The organism is Henriciella sp. (assembly GCF_049649345.1).
GTDB lineage: Bacteria > Pseudomonadota > Alphaproteobacteria > Caulobacterales > Hyphomonadaceae > Henriciella.
In genome coordinates this window covers 1-16,555 of the sequence record NZ_JBARZC010000398.1, presented here as the reverse complement: position 1 = coordinate 16,555, position 16,555 = coordinate 1, and the positions used below count along the sequence as shown (strand labels likewise).

Here is a 16,555-nt window from a genome sequence, read left to right as displayed (position 1 = left end):
CACTATCAGGCTGCGGTGGCGATGCCCCCGCTCAACCCGATAATGGCCATACCTCCCAAAAGTCTGAGAGGAAGACCTCACCAGAGAGTTCCAGCAATATCAGCGTCTCGGCAGGACGGAGCCTTGATGGCCTTCCGGAGCCTTACCGGTCAGCAGATTATTCGCTGGGGCGAAGAACTTTCAAGCTCTGCAGTGCCTGCCATACCGTGACCGAAGGTGGTCAGAATCTTGTTGGCCCAAATCTTCACGGCATCTTCAGCCGCGAAGTCGGCACGCTGCCCGGCTTCAGATATTCGAAAGCGCTTGAGGAGGCGGATTTCCTCTGGACGCCCGACCATGTTGACGCCTGGCTCTCCAATCCGAAATCCTACTTGCCCGGAAACAATATGAGTTTCGTGGGCGTGAGAAAACCGGCCGACCGTCAGGCAGTAATCGCCTATCTCATGCTTGAAAGCGGATACGATCCTGACACCGGGTCTGAGCTCCCAGTAGCGGCCGAAGACTAGAAGACGCGCGATACGGCGAAGAATACGGCGCTTTCTTCAAACTGGCCGCCGAGCTCTGTCTGCGTTCCCACCGATATGTCGAAGCGGTCAGCTTTCCAGAGGTATTCAAACTGGTACTTCGTCGATGCGGCATTGTGTGAGCCATCTTCGAGCCAGACCTGCGAGATCGCCCAGATATCCCCGAGAACCTGCTGACCGTATCCGAATTCAAGCCGCTGCCTCGAACAGCCATCCTCATGATATCGGACAGCGGTCTCAGCGAACCAGTAGGCCGGTATGGATCTTTTCTTGGTTTCGAATTTGATGGACTGCCCGATCCCGGCTCTGGCCTCGGCACCAAAAGCTTCACACGCGGCCGCGCCGCCAATAGCCGCCCCCTGCAGGACGCCAAACTCTAAAGAACCAACTGCGGAGTCCGTCAGTTTCGCGCCCCTGCGGGCGGTGACGCGCCACCCATCTTCATTGAATTGCGAAACATCGTCGAATTCGAGGCGCTCATATTTCAGGGTGAGCGTCCAGCGTTCGTTCAGGCCGTGCTCGGCATAGGTATCGAGACGAAGCGCATCGAGCGACTCGATCTGCGAGCGCGTCACAGCAAGGCGGGAATATGTCTCTTCAGCATGGCGCAGCCACGGGCCAGCATGCGCATATGGCACGCCAGCCGCGACTGCAGCAGCAATGGAGACCCACCTCATCATAGATGGAGGGCACCCTAGGCGCCCTCCTCTACAAGTAGAAGCGGATTCGCCTGATTAGAGACGGAAACGGATCTGATCGGACCAAAATCGCTCAAGACGCGAAACGGTCTTGTTGAGATGGGTCAGATCATTCGGGCGAACGCTCGCGGTCGGCTCCAGTGCAGTCGCCTGTTTGGCAAAGAGGCCCTCGACGCGCTTGCGTACCTTGTGGCCGCGATCTGTCAGGCGAAGGTGCACCGTGCGCTTGTCTGCTTCGGAACGCGACTGAAGGAGATATCCGCCTTCCTGAAGTTTCTTGATGTTATAGGACAGGCTGGTCCCGGCAAAAGCACCGCGAGCCCGCAGCGTAGAGGCCGGCGTTTCGCCTTCACCAATTTCGTAGAGTAGAAGTGCCTGAACGCCTGTCAGGTGGCGCTCGCCACCGCGTTCTAAGTCATCCTTGACGACATCGTGCAGGCGGCGGTGCGCCTGCTCGAGAAGAGAAAGGGATTTCAGGAAAGATTCAGCAACCGTGTCTTCAGCGGTCACTGCTTGCGCAGCGTTGTTCATTGTTGTCACCATCATCACTCAACTTTTGTTGTAGTTTGAATAGAGTTACGCTGATCTCCCTGATATTTCGTTAAACAAACGCCTTTCCGAGGGGCAGTTTATTAACGGATGCCGCCGTGCGGGTTAATGATCCGCCGAATCGGCGCCGGGATGTCTCAAAACCGGGACTGCGGGCCGCCTGATCGCCCGCCTCTCCGCTGCGCAATTCCTACAGCACAACGGGCCAGCTGCATGCGGCTGAGTTTTGTTAAAGCAGGAGAAACCAAGTTGGGTTAAACTTGTATGCATGGAAGAACACCGCGAATATGTCCGGTTCCAGGTCAATACGACGGGGACGCTCATTCTCGATAATGGGTTCAAGATTTCTTTCGTCGTGAAAGACATGTCCCAGCGCGGCGCCAAGCTCCTGCTGTCGAGCTCGGTCATCCTGTCAGATTCTTTCACGATCGAGATCGTCAGCCCGGACATGCAGAAACTCAAGAAGTGCAAGGCCCGCAAGCAATGGCAACGCGGACCGCTTCTCGGCGTGCGTCTTGTGACGTCAGAAACGATCCACCTCTGACAGCTCAATAGGGTTCTCTATTGCCGCGCCCGGCCGAGCCTGTATGTGTGCTGTAGGACAAACGAGCCGCTGACCAACAAAAGAAGGCTTTCAACTCTTGAATGCCCGTCTCGCAAATCATCTCGCCATTTCCCCCGCAACGCCTGATGATGTGGACCGGATTATAGAGATTGATCTTGCAGCAGGTCAGCTCTTTGCCCCAACGGGCCTTCTCACCGATGAGGCGCTCGATGATCACGTTCCCGCCGACATTCTTCTCAACGCGGTCGATGCGGGCTTTCTTGATGTCGCCCGCACAGAGGATGGCGGCGCGGTAGGCTTCGTCTTAGTGTCCGAAAAAGGCGCCGGACTGTATCTCGACCAGATCAGCGTTGATCCGGCCCATGGAAAGATGGGCGTCGGCAGGATGCTGATGGACAATCTCTTCGATAAGGCTGCACGGCTGGGCGTCTCGCACATCTCGCTGTCGACGTTCAGGGATTTGCGCTGGAACGCGCCGTTCTACAGGCGCCTCGGATTTGAGGAGATCGCAAGGCACGACTTTGAGCCGTATATGGTCGATATCGAACGGGCCCAAGCGCCCTTCATGGATGTGTCGAAGCGCGTATTTATGAAAAAGGTCATTCGCAAAGCGCCAACACACGCTACAAAGCCCTCATGACGTCTCCTTTCCCCCAGAAATTTCCGCAAACACGTCTACGTCGGCTTCGCCAGTCGCCTTGGATCAGATCTCTGGCCTCCGAAAAAGCGCTGACCCCGTCAGACCTCATCTGGTCCATGGTTGTGCATGACGGCGACGAGGCGAGAATACCGGTCGGTTCCATGCCGGACATGTTCCGTCTGAACGTCACCGAGGCTGCCAAAGCTGCCAAGAAAGCCGCGGCCCTGGGCATACCGGCCATTGCGATCTTCCCTCACATCAATCCTTCGCGCAAAGATGATGAAGGGACTGAGGCGCTCAACACTGACGGTCTTATTCCAACCGTCATCAAGGCGATGAAGGATGCAGCACCAGAGGTCGGCATAATCTGCGATGTCGCGCTCGATCCGTTCACAACGCATGGCCATGACGGCCTTATCGATGCTGACGGCTATGTGATCAACGATTCCACAACGGACATGCTTGTCCGCCAGGCCCTCGTCCAGGCTGAAGCAGGTGCGGATGTCGTCGCGCCGTCGGACATGATGGATGGCCGGATTGGCGCGGTCCGTGATGCTCTAGAAGAGGCCGGACACGTCAATACGATGATCCTGTCCTACGCTGCCAAATATGCGAGCGGCTTTTACGGGCCCTATCGAGATGCCATCGGCTCTGCGACAGCATTGAAAGGCGACAAGAAGACCTACCAGCAAAATCCCGCAAACTCGGACGAGGCGCTACGCGAAGTCGCGATGGATATCGCAGAAGGCGCAGACATGGTGATGGTCAAGCCTGGCCTACCCTATCTTGATATTGTGCGGAGAGTCTCAGAGACCTTCGCCATCCCCACGATCGCATTCCAGGTCTCGGGGGAGTACGCTCAAATCAAGGCGGCGGGCGACCGCGGCTGGATAGATGGCGAGCGGGTTATGATGGAGACCCTGCTTTCCTTCAAACGCGCAGGCGCGGCTGGGATCATCACATATTTCGCTGAGCAGGCCGGCGAACTTCTGAACGCGTAATGCTATCCGTCGCCGGGGCCCGCCTTTTTCGACGCCTGGTTGGTGCGGCGGCTATCGTCTTTGCTGTTCCGGTGTCAGCGCATTCTCAAACGCTGTCTGACAGGATTGCGACATACGACCTGAAAGGCGGCAATATTGGCGTATCGGTCACCCCGCTCGAGGAGGGCATCGCCATCGGGCATAACGAACACCAGCGCTTCCTGCCGGCCTCAAGCCTCAAACTGGCAACAACCGCTTCTGCCTTTCACTTTCTCGGTGATTTCGAGAATTCCGGTTGGCCGAAAGGCACGGCCCTTGTGGTAGAAACGTCCGGAGACATGCATGAGCGCCCGGACATCCGCCTGATCGGAACAGGCGATGCTACCCTGTCGGCTGGGCCCGGCTGCAAACAGAATTGTCTGTCGACACTTGCCGACACGCTAGCGAGTTCCAATCACAAGGATATAGGGCGGATCATCGTTGATGACGGGCTGTTCCGCCGCCCGTACCGCCCTGATGGGTGGAGCCATGACGATCTCAAATTTGCCTATGGCGCCGCTATTTCAGCGCTCACGGTCAATAAGGGCGAAGCTGAAGCACAGATTTCTTCCACGCGAGGTCCAGCGCCTCAGATCGAGTATTCCTGGCGCTACGAACCGGCATTTCCCGTCTCCTTTAGCGACGTTACAACCCGTCCCGGCCAACAGGACCTTGAGCTCGATCTCCAGTCCGGACGCAGCCGCGCCCGCTTCAGCGGCAATCTCCCGCCGGGACAAAGACTGCTTCTAAGGTTCGGCCTCGATGATCCGTCCATTTATGCCGGGCAGATATTGCGAAACCTGCTCAGCGTACGCGGCGTTACGGTTTCCGGGGATATAGTCCGGGCGGACGATCCAGGTCTGGATTCATCATCAGACCTGCCGACCGAGATTGCGCGGTATGCGCTTCCCGCCCCGGACCCTCAGGTCACACTCGAAGCCATTCTGCATGACAGCAGCAATATCGATAGCGAAGTCCTGCTGCAGCATGTGGCCTTGTCCCTAGCCGACCGAACGCCAGAGTCCGGCCTCTGGTTGTCAGAGCATATCCTGCTGGAAGCCGGCGCCGAAGAAACAGAGGTCGAGATCGCCGATGGATCGGGACTTTCAGTCTATAATCGCGTCTCGCCTGATGCGATGACCAAGATGCTGGTCTGGGCCTCCCAACAGGACTGGTTTGACACCTGGTCCTCGCTCATCGCCAGCAATGGACAGGATGGCACGCTGTCGCGGCGGTTCGTATCGACGTTTCTGCCCGGCATCATCAAGGCCAAGACCGGAAGCGTACACGATACCGATGCCCTGGCAGGCTACTTTACGGCCTCGAGTGGTCGGCAATATGCGTTTGCTATTTTTATCAACGATACGGCGCTTAGCCACCGGCAAGCCCGCACCGTCATCGACGACCTGCTGCTGAATTTGATTGCTTCAAACTAGAAGGCGGCCCGGCTCGCCTATTCGTCCCAGGTTTCGTATTTGGCGCGCATGTATTGCATGTCGAACCGTATCATTTCCCGCAAAACGTCTTCATCGACGTCTGCCAGCTTGTTTATGTAAAGGCATGACTTGCCGACCTTGTGCTTACCCAATCGAGCCAGCTGATCTTTCAAATCATCGTATCCGGGCAGGATATATAGAACCAAGCTGGTTTTGCGCGGGGAGAATCCCGTCAACAGGAAGTCGCCTTCGCGGCCACTGTCATATTTGTAGTGGTAACGGCCATAGCCGATAATGCTCGGACCCCACATTTTTGGCGCAAGATTTGTCTCTTCAGCAAAAATCTCGAGAAGCCGGAGGCCATCCTGCCGTCGCACGGGATGCTCAATAGAGTTTATGAACGCCTCTGGGGAGACATCCGTTTGCGTGGTCTTGTTTTCAGATTTCGACAACGCGTCCCCCTGCTTCAGCGTCCATGTGATGCAGGAATACTAACCGATCTCGACCGCCTTGCCGAGATCAAGGAAAATTATAAGAACGACCAGTACGGTCAAAAGGCCGGCTGAAAGCACGATATTTATCCAGAAAGCCCTGTCGGCATGTTGCTGATCGACCCAACCTCGCGGTTTGATCTGCTTGAGCCGGAAGACCGCAAGCGCTGAAACAAGCAAACAGACGATGTTCAGGAGAAGAAGCATGCCGGACCGCGACGCGAGCGTCCACTGCTGCTCGCCGAGAAAGAGGCCCAGAGCAGCCCCCGGCGGCAGCAGAGCCGCGGCGACCATCACCCCAACCAAACCGGCCGAATTTCCCCGCGCCATGGAAAGCGCAGCTGCCCCGCCAGCAGCAAGTGCGAGCGCGACGCCGTCGAGGCGCACCTGTGCGCGGGCCATCAACTCTTCGCTCTGAAGGTTGATAGGGAGCACAAAGGAAATCAGCAACGCGACGAGCAGGGCGATGCCCAGACCTGCGGCAAGTGTTTTTCCTGACTGTTTCAGCAGCATGAAATTTCCAAGACCACTGCCAAGCGCAAAGCCGAGAATGGGGCCTAGAAGCGGCGCGATGACCATGGCGCCGATGACGGCGGCGATCCCATCGGAATTCAGACCGATTGCGGCCACAACAGTCGAAAGAGCTGACAAGATCAGGAAGTCCTTTGTCAGCGCTGCGTCCTTGCTGACATCATCCAGCAATTCCTCGCGCAGCACGTTCAGATTCGCCTCCTCCTCCTCCTCGTCAAGCGGCGGCGGGGTCGGGAGCACAGCCTCGACAGGGATCATCGAAATTCGCCAGTCCCGGCAGTCTTCCAGGGCTTCGTGCAGCGCGTCCGTCAGCGCCTGGCTGCGCCCGTCATGCATCAGCACGCGCAGATAGGTCCGGTCTTTCTGATCGACGTCCAGCTGAACCCAGTCAATCGGCTCGAAGGCCTTGATAGCGCGAAGAACCGTGTCGCTGTCGCGCTGCTTGAGGTGGATTTCCAGCTGGCGCACAGCCTACGTCTTTGCCGGCTTGAGACGGGCTAGCAGGCTGGATGTATCCCAGCGCTGTCCGCCCATTGCCTGAATATCGGCATAGAACTGGTCGACAAGCGCGGTGACAGGCAGGCTCGTCCCGGCGTCCCGGCCGGCATCGAGCGCTATCCGAAGATCCTTCCGCATCCAGTCAACCGCAAATCCGTGATCAAACTCGCGCTCTGCCATCGTTTTCCAGCGGTTCTCCATCTGCCAGCTCTGCGCTGCCCCACCGGAGATCGCCTCGATGACTGTGGACACATCAAGCCCGTTTGCCTCGGCAAAATAAATGCCTTCCGCGAGCCCCTGAACGATCCCTGCGATGCAGATCTGGTTCACCGACTTGGCTAGCTGCCCTGCCCCGCTTTCACCGATATGAGTAATGCGTGAGCCGTAAGCCTGCATCACGGGACGCGCCTTGTCCATCGCGTCACCGGTTCCGCCACACATGATGGTAAGCTTGCCATTCTCCGCCCCGGCCTGACCGCCCGAGATCGGCGCATCGATGAAACTCGCTCCGCGCGCGCGGCAGCGCTCGTCAAGACGCCGGGCGAGGTCTGCGCTCGCTGTTGTATGATCAACAACGACCATACCCGCGGCAAGGTTTGGTTCTATCAGATCAAAGACAGCTTCAACGTCGGGATCATCGCCAAGGCACATGAAGACGAACTCGGAACCGAACACGGCATCGGCCGCCTCATCGGCTGACCGCCCCTTATGTTTCCCGGTCCACTTTTTCGACTTCTCGCGGGTACGGTTCCAGACAGATACAGAATGGCCAGACCGGGCGAGGTGACCGGCCATGGGATATCCCATCACACCCAGTCCAAGAAACGCGCAATTGCTCATATCAGTCCTTTCATTCGGCAACGTCGTCCAACATGTGCCATCAAGACGGTTCGGCCCCCCGCTGACGGCGCCATGTATGTCCTCTCGCACAAGCTTATCGGAATTGCATCAAATTCAACAGGTTCGCGAGACCTCGCCTCAACGCCGTCATGTTAACCACGTTCCAGATCAGAATGATCGGAAGAAGATGGCTGCAAACTATGCCTCCCACGTCCGGGCGACCAGAACGCCCCAATCACCCGTCCGCAGCCGTGGAGCGTGGAAACTCGCCTATGCAGACTTCCTGACCGCTCTTTGCGCCTTCTTTCTGGTTATGTGGCTCATACATGGCGCTTCGACCGAACAACGATCCGATATTGCAGTCCAGTTCAGCGCGCCGAAACACAACAGCCCCGCCCTCCTCAACTCATCTGACGCGCAAACAGCTCAGATTGCTGAAGCGTTGAGCCAGTCCGACCTTCTCGCCGCGCATGCCTCGAATATTATCATGCAGGTCGATGATGGATTTGTTCGTCTCGAACTGGTGGATCTCGATCGCGCCCCTCTGTTTAACAGCGGAGAAGAAACGCTCAACCAGCACGGCCAGGACCTCATCGAGTTAACCGCGGTCGCGGTCAAACCATTGGGGCTCAGCCTGTCGATCGAGGGCCATACCGATAGCGCCCCTATAGACAGGCCCGACTATTCGAACTGGGAACTTTCATCAGGCCGCGCGAATGCCGCCCGGCGCGCCCTGATCGGCAATGGCGTATCGGAAAGCCGGATCCTGAGCGTGTCCGGTCTGGCCGACACGCGACCCCTTCAGCCCGGGGAAGGCGGCTTGCCTCAAAACCGGCGCTTGAGCATAGTGCTCCACACGAAGTAACTCCCGGTCTCCTGCCGGTGAGTCTGGTGAGGAGGCCGGATGGCCGCAGAGCTGTTATCCCATTGGCCCATGTGGGTCAGCCTGATCGCGGTCCTGGTTGCAATTATCCTCTACATGATTGACCGCTGGTCGATGGAGATCGTGTCGATCGGCGTGATTGCCGCGCTCCTGGTCATTTTTGCCATACCCGGCGCAAATGGCACGGATGGCGATCCGATCTCGGCGACAAGCCTGCTCCAGGGGTTCGGAAATCCAGCACTGATAACAATCATGGCCTTGCTCGTCGTCGGACAGGGCCTTTTCCAGACGGGCGCGCTCGATGGTCCCACAAAAGCGCTTGTCTCCTCTTATGGAAAACGTCCCGTCAGTACCCTTCTGACAACATTTCTGGCCGTGTTCGCGATCAGCGCGTTGACCAACAATACACCCGTCGTGATCATGTTCCTGCCGATTATGAGCGCCATTGCCGCGCGCATGAAAACTTCGCCTTCCCGGCTGATGATGCCACTGAGCTTCATTTCCATACTGGCTGGCATGACAACACTGATCGGAACGTCGACGAACCTGCTTGCGGCTGATGCCTACAGGCGGATCGAGGGCCAGCAGCTAGGCTTTTTCGAGCAAACTCCCATGGGTATCATGCTGGCCGGGGTCGGCATCGTTTACGTGCTGGGGTTCGCACGTTTCCTGCTTCCGAACAGGGAGACTTTTTCCGAAGAGATTGTCCCGTCCGGCAAACAGTTTGTGGCGCAGATCGAAGTCACTCCAGATCATTTTCTTGTCGGCAAAGCGCCGATCGCAGGGATGTTCACGGATCTGAGAGACATGACGGTACGCATGATTCAGCGAGGCGAGCGCGCCATTCTTCCGCCTTTCGAAGACGTCACACTGAAGCCAGGAGATCTTGTCATCGTGGCTGCCACGCGAAAAGCGCTGACTGAACTGCTAGCCTCACGTCCAGGAATGCTTCAGCAAATCTGGCAAGGCGCAGACGAGACAGAATCCGTCGAGACAGGCGTGCCGCAGCTCAGCCTCGTCGAAGCTGTTATTGCGCCGGGCTCCCGTATGGCCGGCCGGACGGTCGAACTCCTCGGGTTTCGCCGGCTTACATCATCGGTCGTTCTCGGCATTCAGAGACGGTCCCGGATGATCCGCGCCAAGCTCGGCCAGATCCGGCTCGATGCAGGTGATACGCTCCTTCTCTGCGGTCCGACATCCGCCCTTCAGGGGCTCAGGACGAGCCGTGACCTCATTCTGCTGGAATGGTCGCAAAGCGAAATACCGATTACAGCCAGAGGCCAGGCGGCCCGGCTCATAGCCCTCGGCATGGTGATTGTTGCCGCCACGGGCCTGACCAGTATTCTGATCGCATCTGTCGTCGCCGCGACGGCCATGATCCTGCTCCAATGCCTCAACACAAGGCAGGCGACCCGGGCGCTGGACCTGCGAATCTTTCTGGTCATCGCAGCCGCCTTGGCGATGGGGACGGCGCTGGAGCAAACCGGCGCGGCGTCCCTGATTGCCCATCTCGTCGTGTCGACGGCGTCTCCTCATGGAGAGCTTGCAATCCTGTCTGCGATCTTCCTGAGCGTTGCCATCTTGACCAACATTCTGAGCAATGCAGCCACAGCCGTTCTGTTCGCGCCCGTTGCCCTGGAAGCAGCACATACGGCCGGATCTGAACCGCTACCCTACCTTCTCGCGGTGATTTATGCGGCAAATTGCAGTTTTGCCTCGCCGATCGCCTATCAGACAAATATGTTGGTCATGGCGCCCGGGCATTATCGGTTTATGGACTTTGTTAAGTTTGGAGGTCCACTAATAGTGGTGATATGGGCAGCTTTTACACTGTTTGCCTCTTGGCGTTACGGACTTTGAATGCGTTAATTGATGACGATGAAACTCGATGAGTCTCTTTTTACGGTTCCCGGACTTCGCCGGGGGTTGCGGTTCTACGTCACCGCACCGACGCCATGCCCGTATCTGGACGACCAATTCGAGCGCAAGGCTTTCACTCATCTGGGGCAGGCAGCACCCGATACGCTTCACCATCAGTTGAGCGAAGCCGGCTTTCGGCGCAGCCAGGCGGTGGCTTATCGGCCTGCCTGTCCGAGCTGCAATGCCTGTCGAAGTGTCCGGGTCAACGCCGACGCTTTCTCGCTCAGCCGCAACCAGGCACGCATCGTCAACCGAAACCAGGACCTTGTCCGCTCCCCTGTCGAGCCGAAGGCGACGCGCGAGCAGTACCGCCTTCTGAAGACCTATCTCATGACCCGCCACAAGGGCGGCGGCATGTCGGATATGGGATTTCGCGAATATGTCGGCATGGTGAATGACTCGCCGGTTCAGACTCTGCTCTTCGAATACCGCCTCGGCAAGGACGACGACGCGCCGCTTGTCGCCGTCTCGCTCACAGATGTGCTGCGCGACGGCTTCTCCATGGTCTACACATTCTACGATCCGCGCCAGACCCAGCGCAGTCTCGGCACCTATATGATCCTCGATCATATTCTCAGCGCTGAAAACTTTGCCCTGCCGCATGTCTACCTTGGCTACTGGATCAAGGGCAGCCCGAAGATGGACTATAAGAGGCGGTTCCAGCCGCTCGAAGTGCTTGACGGGCCGGTCTGGCGCAGGCTTGAAGACGACGAATAATTGACAGCCGCGCACAAGGCGCGGGCCAGATCAGCATGATCGGGGGAGGTTCATGATACGCAGAAGAAACCTGCTCGGCGCAGGCTTGCTCGGCATTGGCGGAGCGGCCGCTTCGTTCGGCAATCCTGACAAGGCTGCAGACCTTGCTGCGCCCGCTATCAGCCGCAACCGCCGCCGCCTCAACATGGTCACGACCTGGCCGAAAGGCCTGCCGGGTCTGGGCGAAGCCGCTGTACGCGTGAGCGATCGCATCTTTGCGATGTCCGAGGGCCTGATCGAAGTGAAGGTTTACGCGGCCGGCGAACTTGTCCCGGCCTTCGAGAGCTTCGATGCCGTCGCAAATGGCTCCGCCGACATGTATCACGGTGCTGAATACTACTGGACGGCAAAATCAACTGCCTACCCGTTCTTTACCGCCGTCCCGTTCGGGATGACGGCGCAGGAAATCATGGGCTGGATCGATTTTGGCGGCGGTCAGGCCCTCTGGGACGAATTATCAGCGCAGTTTGGTGTCAAACCCATGCAGGGCGCCAATACCGGTCACCAGATGGGCGGATGGTTCCGCAAGGAAATCAACAGTCTCGATGATCTTGTCGGGCTCCAGATGCGGATCCCCGGACAAGGCGGTGACGTGCTAAGAGCGCTCGGCGGGTCAGCGAAGGCGCTGCCGGGCGGCGAGATTTACCAGGCCCTGCAGACCGGCAACATCGATGCGACCGAATGGGTCGGCCCGTGGAATGACTATTCGCTCGGGTTCTATCGCGAAGCGCCTTATTATTACGGTCCGGGCTTTCATGAGCCGGGCGCCAGCCTTGGTGTGGGCATCAACCTCAAACTCTGGGAAAGCCTCTCGCAAGGCGAGCAGAACCTGATCAAGGCCGCCTGCGAGTCCGTCAACCACACATCCCTCGGCGAATTCACCTACCAGAATTCAATCTATCTCGACATCCTGACCAAAGAGCATGGCGTTCAGCTACGCTCTTTCCCGGACGATGTCGTCAAGGCCATGTATGAAGCCGCGGCCGATGTGCGCGCCGCCTCCGGACGAGACGGCATTGAGAAGCGTATCTATGAAAGCTTCGAGGCCGGATTGAAGACGATGCGCAACTGGGCGGCGGTTTCCGATGGCACTTATTATGCCGCGCGCGAACTCGGCGCCAGAAGCTGATCCAGGTGGAGCGACATGTCCGCTGAGACCTTTCTCACACTTGGAAGCTTTCTGAAGTGGATCGGCATCATTCTCTTGCCGCTCCTGCTGCTCCCACTCCTGACGCTGGTTGCACCAAAAGCCTTTGCGCGGCTATCGCTCATCCTGTCGGAACAGATCGACCGGGTTACGAGCGCCTTCCTCTCGGTCGCTATTGTCGCCGCGATCTGCCTGTTCCTTCTGCAGCTCGCCGTCGTTATCGCGAGCTACGCCTTCGCACTCTCATGGACATGGCTGTCGGAACTCGTCATCTATGCCTTTGCAACGGTCTTCATGCTTGGGGCTGCCTCGGCACTCAAGGATGATGCGCATGTCCGGGTTGATATCCTTCGTCCACGCTTCGGCGAGAATGGCCGCAACTGGGTAGAGCTTGCCGGCACCTATCTCTTTCTGTTCCCGATCTGCATCCGCATCCTGACGACAGGCGAACAAGGGCTTGCTCGCGCCTGGTCACTGTTTGAAGGGTCGCGGGAAAGCGACGGCCTGCCACTACTCTTCCTGTTCAAGACGCTTGTGCCGATCTTTGCCATCCTGCTGATCGCACAAGGCCTTTCAATTGCGCTCAAGGCTGCGCTGCGGTTGACCGGCGAAATCGCCCCTGAAGATCACCTGAAGTCAACGACAAGTGACCATTATGGAGCTTGAAGTCATTCTCGCGCTGCTCATGTTCGCGACGGCGATTGGAGCGCTCCTTGCCGGCTATCCCGTTGCCCTGACGCTGGGCGGCGTGGCTCTCCTGTTCGCGCTCATCGGGATCGCGCTCGGCGTGTTTCCCGAGCCGCTGCTCAGATCCCTGCCAAGCCGCATCCAGGGCGGCTCGATCATGCAAAACGAGACACTGGTCGCGGTCCCGCTTTTCGTCATCATGGGTGTGATCCTGGAGCGCTCTCGCGTTGCCGAAGACCTTCTCCACATTGCAAGCCGCCTTCTCGCTGGCGTGCGGGGCGGGCTGGGCTATGCCGTTGTCCTCGTTGGCGCCCTGCTGGCAGCCTCGACAGGCATCGTCGGCGCGACGGTGATCACGATGACGCTGATCGCCCTGCCCTCAATGCTTCGACAGAACTACGACCCTCGCCTAGCCACTGGAACCATCGCCGCCTCTGGCACGCTTGGCCAGATCATCCCGCCAAGCATCGTTCTCATTCTGCTCGCCGACGCGGTGTCGAACGCAGCGAGCCAGGCCGCTTCGCAAATGGGCATTGGCGCGTTTGTGGTGTCCGTGGGGGACCTCTTTGCAGGCGCGCTTATTCCGGGCTTCATACTGGTCGGGCTTTATCTTTCCTGGATCGCAATTGTCTCCTTTGCGCGTCCAGAAGCATGCCCTGCTGCGCGCGATGACAGTGACGATCCCCTGACCAGGCAGGAAATCATATTCGGGCTTGGCGCTCCCCTCGTGCTCATCATTGCTGTGCTCGGCGCCATCCTGGGCGGCGTTGCAACGCCGACAGAAGCAGCCTCCATAGGGGTTGCGGGCGCCATCCTGCTCGCGGGGCTGCGCCTCGCCAGGCCAGAGGATCAGCGGCTGAAAAACATCGCAATGGCCGCGTTTGCCGCCATGGTCGTGATCCTTCTCGTCCGGGACTTCCTAGATTTGAGGCTCGCTGCAGACGATATTTCCGCGGCGAGCTATATTGGCGCTGGCGTGACGCTGCTTGCGGCGCTCGTATTCTTCGCAGGCCTCGGCGCAGGCATGCTCATCCTGCACCGGCATCACCAACTCCATCCGGCCATGAAAAGCGGCGTCCACATCACGTCCATGGTCTTTCTTATCCTGATTGGCGCGTCGCTGTTCTCGCTCGTGTTCAGGGGTTTTGGCGGCGACGACATTGTCGCCGATCTCCTAAGCTCTGTTCCCGGCGGAAAGTGGGGAGCCCTGATCGGGGCCATGCTGGTCATGTTCCTGCTGGGCTTCTTTCTCGACTTCATCGAGATCATCTTCGTGGTTGTGCCCCTCGTAACCCCGCCGCTCATCGTCATGGGGTTCGATCCAGTCTGGCTCGCCATCCTCATGGCCTTGAACCTCCAAACCAGTTTTCTGACGCCGCCCTTTGGCTTTGCGCTCTTTTATCTACGCGGCGCCGCGCCCGAAGAGGTCAAGACCTCAGAGATCTGGCGCGGGGCGATCCCCTTCATCGGCCTTCAGCTGCTGATTATCCTTCTGGTCGCATCCATTCCCGCACTCGCCACCTGGCTGCCGGGCCTTGCGGCGCAATAAAAAAACCCGCTCCATCGACCAACGGAGCGGGTTCAAATTTTTGGCCGTCGTGACGCCTAGAACTTTACTTCAGGCACGGTTGAGAGCGCTGTGCGGTCCCCGCCCAGATCGAAGAACTCTCGCTCAGGGAAGTTGAACATGCCCGCGACAATCGAGTTCGGAAACTGCTCACGCGAGGTGTTGTAGTCCTGCACAGCAGCGTTGTAGAAGCGCCGCGCGGCGGCAAGCTTGTCCTCGATCACCGAGAGCTCGTCCTGCAGATCCTTGAAGTTCTCATTGGCCTTGAGGTCCGGATAGGCCTCGGCCAGTGCGAACAGTTTTCCAAGGGCGCCGGTCAGAACCCCTTCGGCCTGCGCCATTTCCCCCGGCGTATTTGCAGCAACAGCGGAGTTTCTGGCAGAAATCACGGCGTCCAGCGTCTCGCGCTCATGGGTCGCGTACCCCTTGACGGTTTCGACCAGGTTCGGGATCAGATTCTGGCGTTGCTTCAGTTGGACATCGATATCGGCAAAGGCCTGGTTGACCCTCTGTTTCTTCGCAACCAGCGAATTATAGATGCCGATCAGGAAAACAGCGACAATCGCGAGCGCCCCAAGCAGGACGTAAAGTACAGTCATAGGGGACCTCCACCCTCTAGAAGGACTAACTCACTAGACCCCGAGGCGGGGCGTTGCAAGCTAGCCGTTAAACCGGCCGGACTTCGGAAAACCCTTCGGCGCGATCTTGCCAGCCTGGGCGCGTTTGCCGAGCCACTCTTCCCATTCCGGGAATCCGCGGGACCGGCCGGCCGCATCAATCACGAACAGGCCGTCTTCCTTGAAGAAGGTCATCGCATCGGCGAGCGTTTCCTTGCCGCGATAGTTCTGCAGCTTCACGCCCTTGCCGCGCGGCATCTCTGGCAACTCATCCAGTGGGAAGACCAGCATCTTCCTGTTGGTACCGATCACGGCAAGATGGTCGCCTTCGACCGGCTCGCAAAGCACCAGAATGCCACCACCCGTATTCACAGACGATTTGCCGGCCTTGCGGTTCGATTCCAGCTCGGATTCAGGCACGATGAAACCATAGCCAATGTCTGATGCGACAAGGCGCTTGCGATCTGGCTCCAGCTTGAACATGGCGACGATGTCGACATTGTCCTCAAGATCGATCGAAAGGCGGATCGGCTCGCCATGGCCCCTGCCGCCGGGAAGCTTGTCGCAGGTCAGCGTGAACGAGCGGCCGTCGCTTGCCATCAGGATGATCTTGTCGGTCGTGTAGACCTCCTCGCTCAGATAGAGGCTATCGCCGTCCTTGAACTTGGTCGCGTCGAGGTCGAGTCCGTGCCCTTTCATGCCGCGGATCCAGCCCATGGAGGACAGGATCACCGTCAGCGGCTCTTTCGGCGTGGACGCTTCCAGCGCCGCGGTGAGATCGATCTCCGGCGCATCTTCAAATGCAGCTCGCCGACGTCCGAGTTCGCTCTCCGGATCGAAGGATTTGCGCGCTTCTTTGAGTTCCTTGCCGACCTTCGTCCACTGCTTCCGGGTCGAGCCGAGCAGGGCCTCGATGTCGGCGCGCTCTTCCACGAGGTTTTCATGCTCGCGCTTGATCTCCATCTCTTCGAGCTTGCGCAACGCCCGCAGTCGGAGATTCAGGATGGCTTCGGCCTGGATGTCAGTGATGCCAAACTTGGCCATCATCACCTGTTTTGGCTCATCTTCCTCCCGGATGATCCGGATAACCTCGTCGATATTGAGGTAGGCGATTAGATAGCCATCGAGCAGGTGCAGCCGCTTTTCGATCTTGTCGAGACGGAAGGCGGCCCGGCGGACTACAACCT

Annotated in this window: 18 protein-coding genes; 11 read left to right on the top strand and 7 right to left on the bottom strand. The window is 58.5% G+C overall.

The annotated features are described in order from the left end of the window. Positions 1–506, top strand: a 506-nt coding sequence (locus WA989_RS10985; RefSeq protein WP_424340541.1) for a c-type cytochrome, incomplete at its 5' end; no start/stop codon positions are given. On the opposite strand, the gene WA989_RS10980 is transcribed toward WA989_RS10985, so the two are convergent. Together WA989_RS10980 and WA989_RS10975 are read right to left on the bottom strand one after the other, a co-directional pair. Next, on the bottom strand, positions 503–1,204 hold the full coding sequence (locus tag WA989_RS10980; RefSeq protein WP_424340540.1) for a hypothetical protein: 702 nt from the start codon (positions 1,202–1,204) through the stop codon (positions 503–505). The genes WA989_RS10985 and WA989_RS10980 overlap by 4 nt on opposite strands. A 54-nt stretch (positions 1,205–1,258) precedes the next feature. Further along, entirely contained in the window at positions 1,259–1,768 is a 510-nt protein-coding gene (locus tag WA989_RS10975) for a MarR family winged helix-turn-helix transcriptional regulator (protein WP_424340539.1), read from the bottom strand. Positions 1,769–2,039: 271 nt separating this feature from the next. Here WA989_RS10975 and WA989_RS10970 point away from each other — a divergent pair, with 271 nt between their 5' ends. The 4 genes from WA989_RS10970 (at position 2,040) to dacB (ending at position 5,431) form a co-directional block, all read left to right on the top strand. Then, positions 2,040–2,315: a PilZ domain-containing protein gene (locus tag WA989_RS10970; RefSeq protein ID WP_424340538.1), complete on the top strand. Its 276-nt coding sequence runs from the start codon at positions 2,040–2,042 to the stop codon at positions 2,313–2,315. Positions 2,316–2,412: 97 nt separating this feature from the next. Continuing rightward, positions 2,413–2,976, top strand: coding sequence for a GNAT family N-acetyltransferase (locus WA989_RS10965; RefSeq protein WP_424340537.1), 564 nt, complete (start codon positions 2,413–2,415; stop codon positions 2,974–2,976). Beyond that, positions 2,973–3,977: a porphobilinogen synthase gene (gene hemB / locus WA989_RS10960; RefSeq protein ID WP_424340536.1), complete on the top strand. Its 1,005-nt coding sequence runs from the start codon at positions 2,973–2,975 to the stop codon at positions 3,975–3,977. Before WA989_RS10965 ends, hemB begins: the two co-directional genes overlap by 4 nt. Positions 3,978–4,048: 71 nt before the next feature. Continuing rightward, a complete protein-coding gene (gene dacB, locus WA989_RS10955; RefSeq protein ID WP_424340535.1) occupies positions 4,049–5,431 on the top strand; it encodes a D-alanyl-D-alanine carboxypeptidase/D-alanyl-D-alanine endopeptidase in 1,383 nt (460 codons plus the stop codon). Between the two features lie 17 nt (positions 5,432–5,448). Here the strand turns inward: dacB and WA989_RS10950 are convergent, their stop codons facing one another. The 3 genes from WA989_RS10950 to WA989_RS10940 are packed head-to-tail and all read right to left on the bottom strand — an operon-like array spanning position 5,449 to position 7,791. After that, positions 5,449–5,883 carry a DUF1801 domain-containing protein gene (locus WA989_RS10950; RefSeq protein WP_424340534.1) on the bottom strand — a complete coding sequence of 145 codons (435 nt, stop codon included), beginning with the start codon at positions 5,881–5,883 and terminating at the stop codon, positions 5,449–5,451. 39 nt (positions 5,884–5,922) lie between these two features. Beyond that, positions 5,923–6,921 carry a TIGR00341 family protein gene (locus WA989_RS10945; RefSeq protein WP_424340533.1) on the bottom strand — a complete coding sequence of 333 codons (999 nt, stop codon included), beginning with the start codon at positions 6,919–6,921 and terminating at the stop codon, positions 5,923–5,925. Positions 6,922–6,924: 3 nt separating this feature from the next. Next, the gene (locus WA989_RS10940) at positions 6,925–7,791 is read right to left on the bottom strand and encodes an NAD(P)-dependent oxidoreductase (protein ID WP_424340532.1); all 867 of its coding nucleotides are present in this window, start codon (positions 7,789–7,791) and stop codon (positions 6,925–6,927) included. A gap of 187 nt (positions 7,792–7,978) precedes the next feature. Between WA989_RS10940 and WA989_RS10935 the strand changes: the two genes are divergently transcribed. From WA989_RS10935 to WA989_RS10910, 6 genes are read left to right on the top strand one after another with little or no spacing between them, the layout of a single operon-like run. Continuing rightward, positions 7,979–8,656 carry an OmpA family protein gene (locus tag WA989_RS10935; RefSeq protein ID WP_424340531.1) on the top strand — a complete coding sequence of 226 codons (678 nt, stop codon included), beginning with the start codon at positions 7,979–7,981 and terminating at the stop codon, positions 8,654–8,656. Between the two features lie 39 nt (positions 8,657–8,695). Next, positions 8,696–10,534 (top strand): SLC13 family permease, encoded by a 1,839-nt coding sequence (locus WA989_RS10930; RefSeq protein ID WP_424340530.1) that lies wholly within the window; start codon positions 8,696–8,698, stop codon positions 10,532–10,534. 12 nt (positions 10,535–10,546) lie between these two features. After that, on the top strand, positions 10,547–11,311 hold the full coding sequence (locus tag WA989_RS10925; RefSeq protein WP_424340529.1) for an arginyltransferase: 765 nt from the start codon (positions 10,547–10,549) through the stop codon (positions 11,309–11,311). Between the two features lie 52 nt (positions 11,312–11,363). Continuing rightward, the gene (locus WA989_RS10920) at positions 11,364–12,479 is read left to right on the top strand and encodes a TRAP transporter substrate-binding protein (RefSeq protein ID WP_424340528.1); all 1,116 of its coding nucleotides are present in this window, start codon (positions 11,364–11,366) and stop codon (positions 12,477–12,479) included. Positions 12,480–12,494: 15 nt separating this feature from the next. After that, complete coding sequence (locus WA989_RS10915; protein ID WP_424340527.1) at positions 12,495–13,163, top strand: TRAP transporter small permease subunit; 669 nt, start codon at positions 12,495–12,497, stop codon at positions 13,161–13,163. Further along, positions 13,153–14,733, top strand: a complete 1,581-nt coding sequence (locus WA989_RS10910; protein ID WP_424340542.1) for a TRAP transporter large permease — start codon at positions 13,153–13,155, stop codon at positions 14,731–14,733. Before WA989_RS10915 ends, WA989_RS10910 begins: the two co-directional genes overlap by 11 nt. Positions 14,734–14,789: 56 nt before the next feature. Here WA989_RS10910 and WA989_RS10905 read toward each other — a convergent pair whose 3' ends face one another. Further along, complete coding sequence (locus tag WA989_RS10905) at positions 14,790–15,350, bottom strand: LemA family protein (protein ID WP_424340526.1); 561 nt, start codon at positions 15,348–15,350, stop codon at positions 14,790–14,792. A gap of 60 nt (positions 15,351–15,410) precedes the next feature. Then, the coding region (locus WA989_RS10900; protein ID WP_424340525.1) for a DNA gyrase subunit A at positions 15,411–16,555 on the bottom strand (1,145 nt) is incomplete at its 5' end.

What these genes read in the sequence shown, in the direction of transcription:
- WA989_RS10980 (WP_424340540.1), bottom strand. Translation starts at nt 1,204, where the DNA reads ATGATGAGGTGGGTCTCCATTGCTGCTGCAGTCGCGGCTGGCGTGCCA.
- WA989_RS10975 (WP_424340539.1), bottom strand. Translation starts at nt 1,768, where the DNA reads ATGATGGTGACAACAATGAACAACGCTGCGCAAGCAGTGACCGCTGAA.
- WA989_RS10970 (WP_424340538.1), top strand. Translation starts at nt 2,040, where the DNA reads ATGGAAGAACACCGCGAATATGTCCGGTTCCAGGTCAATACGACGGGG.
- hemB (WP_424340536.1), top strand. Translation starts at nt 2,973, where the DNA reads ATGACGTCTCCTTTCCCCCAGAAATTTCCGCAAACACGTCTACGTCGG.
- WA989_RS10940 (WP_424340532.1), bottom strand. Translation starts at nt 7,791, where the DNA reads ATGAGCAATTGCGCGTTTCTTGGACTGGGTGTGATGGGATATCCCATG.
- WA989_RS10935 (WP_424340531.1), top strand. Translation starts at nt 7,979, where the DNA reads ATGGCTGCAAACTATGCCTCCCACGTCCGGGCGACCAGAACGCCCCAA.
- WA989_RS10930 (WP_424340530.1), top strand. Translation starts at nt 8,696, where the DNA reads ATGGCCGCAGAGCTGTTATCCCATTGGCCCATGTGGGTCAGCCTGATC.
- WA989_RS10925 (WP_424340529.1), top strand. Translation starts at nt 10,547, where the DNA reads ATGACGATGAAACTCGATGAGTCTCTTTTTACGGTTCCCGGACTTCGC.
- WA989_RS10920 (WP_424340528.1), top strand. Translation starts at nt 11,364, where the DNA reads ATGATACGCAGAAGAAACCTGCTCGGCGCAGGCTTGCTCGGCATTGGC.
- WA989_RS10915 (WP_424340527.1), top strand. Translation starts at nt 12,495, where the DNA reads ATGTCCGCTGAGACCTTTCTCACACTTGGAAGCTTTCTGAAGTGGATC.
- WA989_RS10910 (WP_424340542.1), top strand. Translation starts at nt 13,153, where the DNA reads ATGGAGCTTGAAGTCATTCTCGCGCTGCTCATGTTCGCGACGGCGATT.
- WA989_RS10905 (WP_424340526.1), bottom strand. Translation starts at nt 15,350, where the DNA reads ATGACTGTACTTTACGTCCTGCTTGGGGCGCTCGCGATTGTCGCTGTT.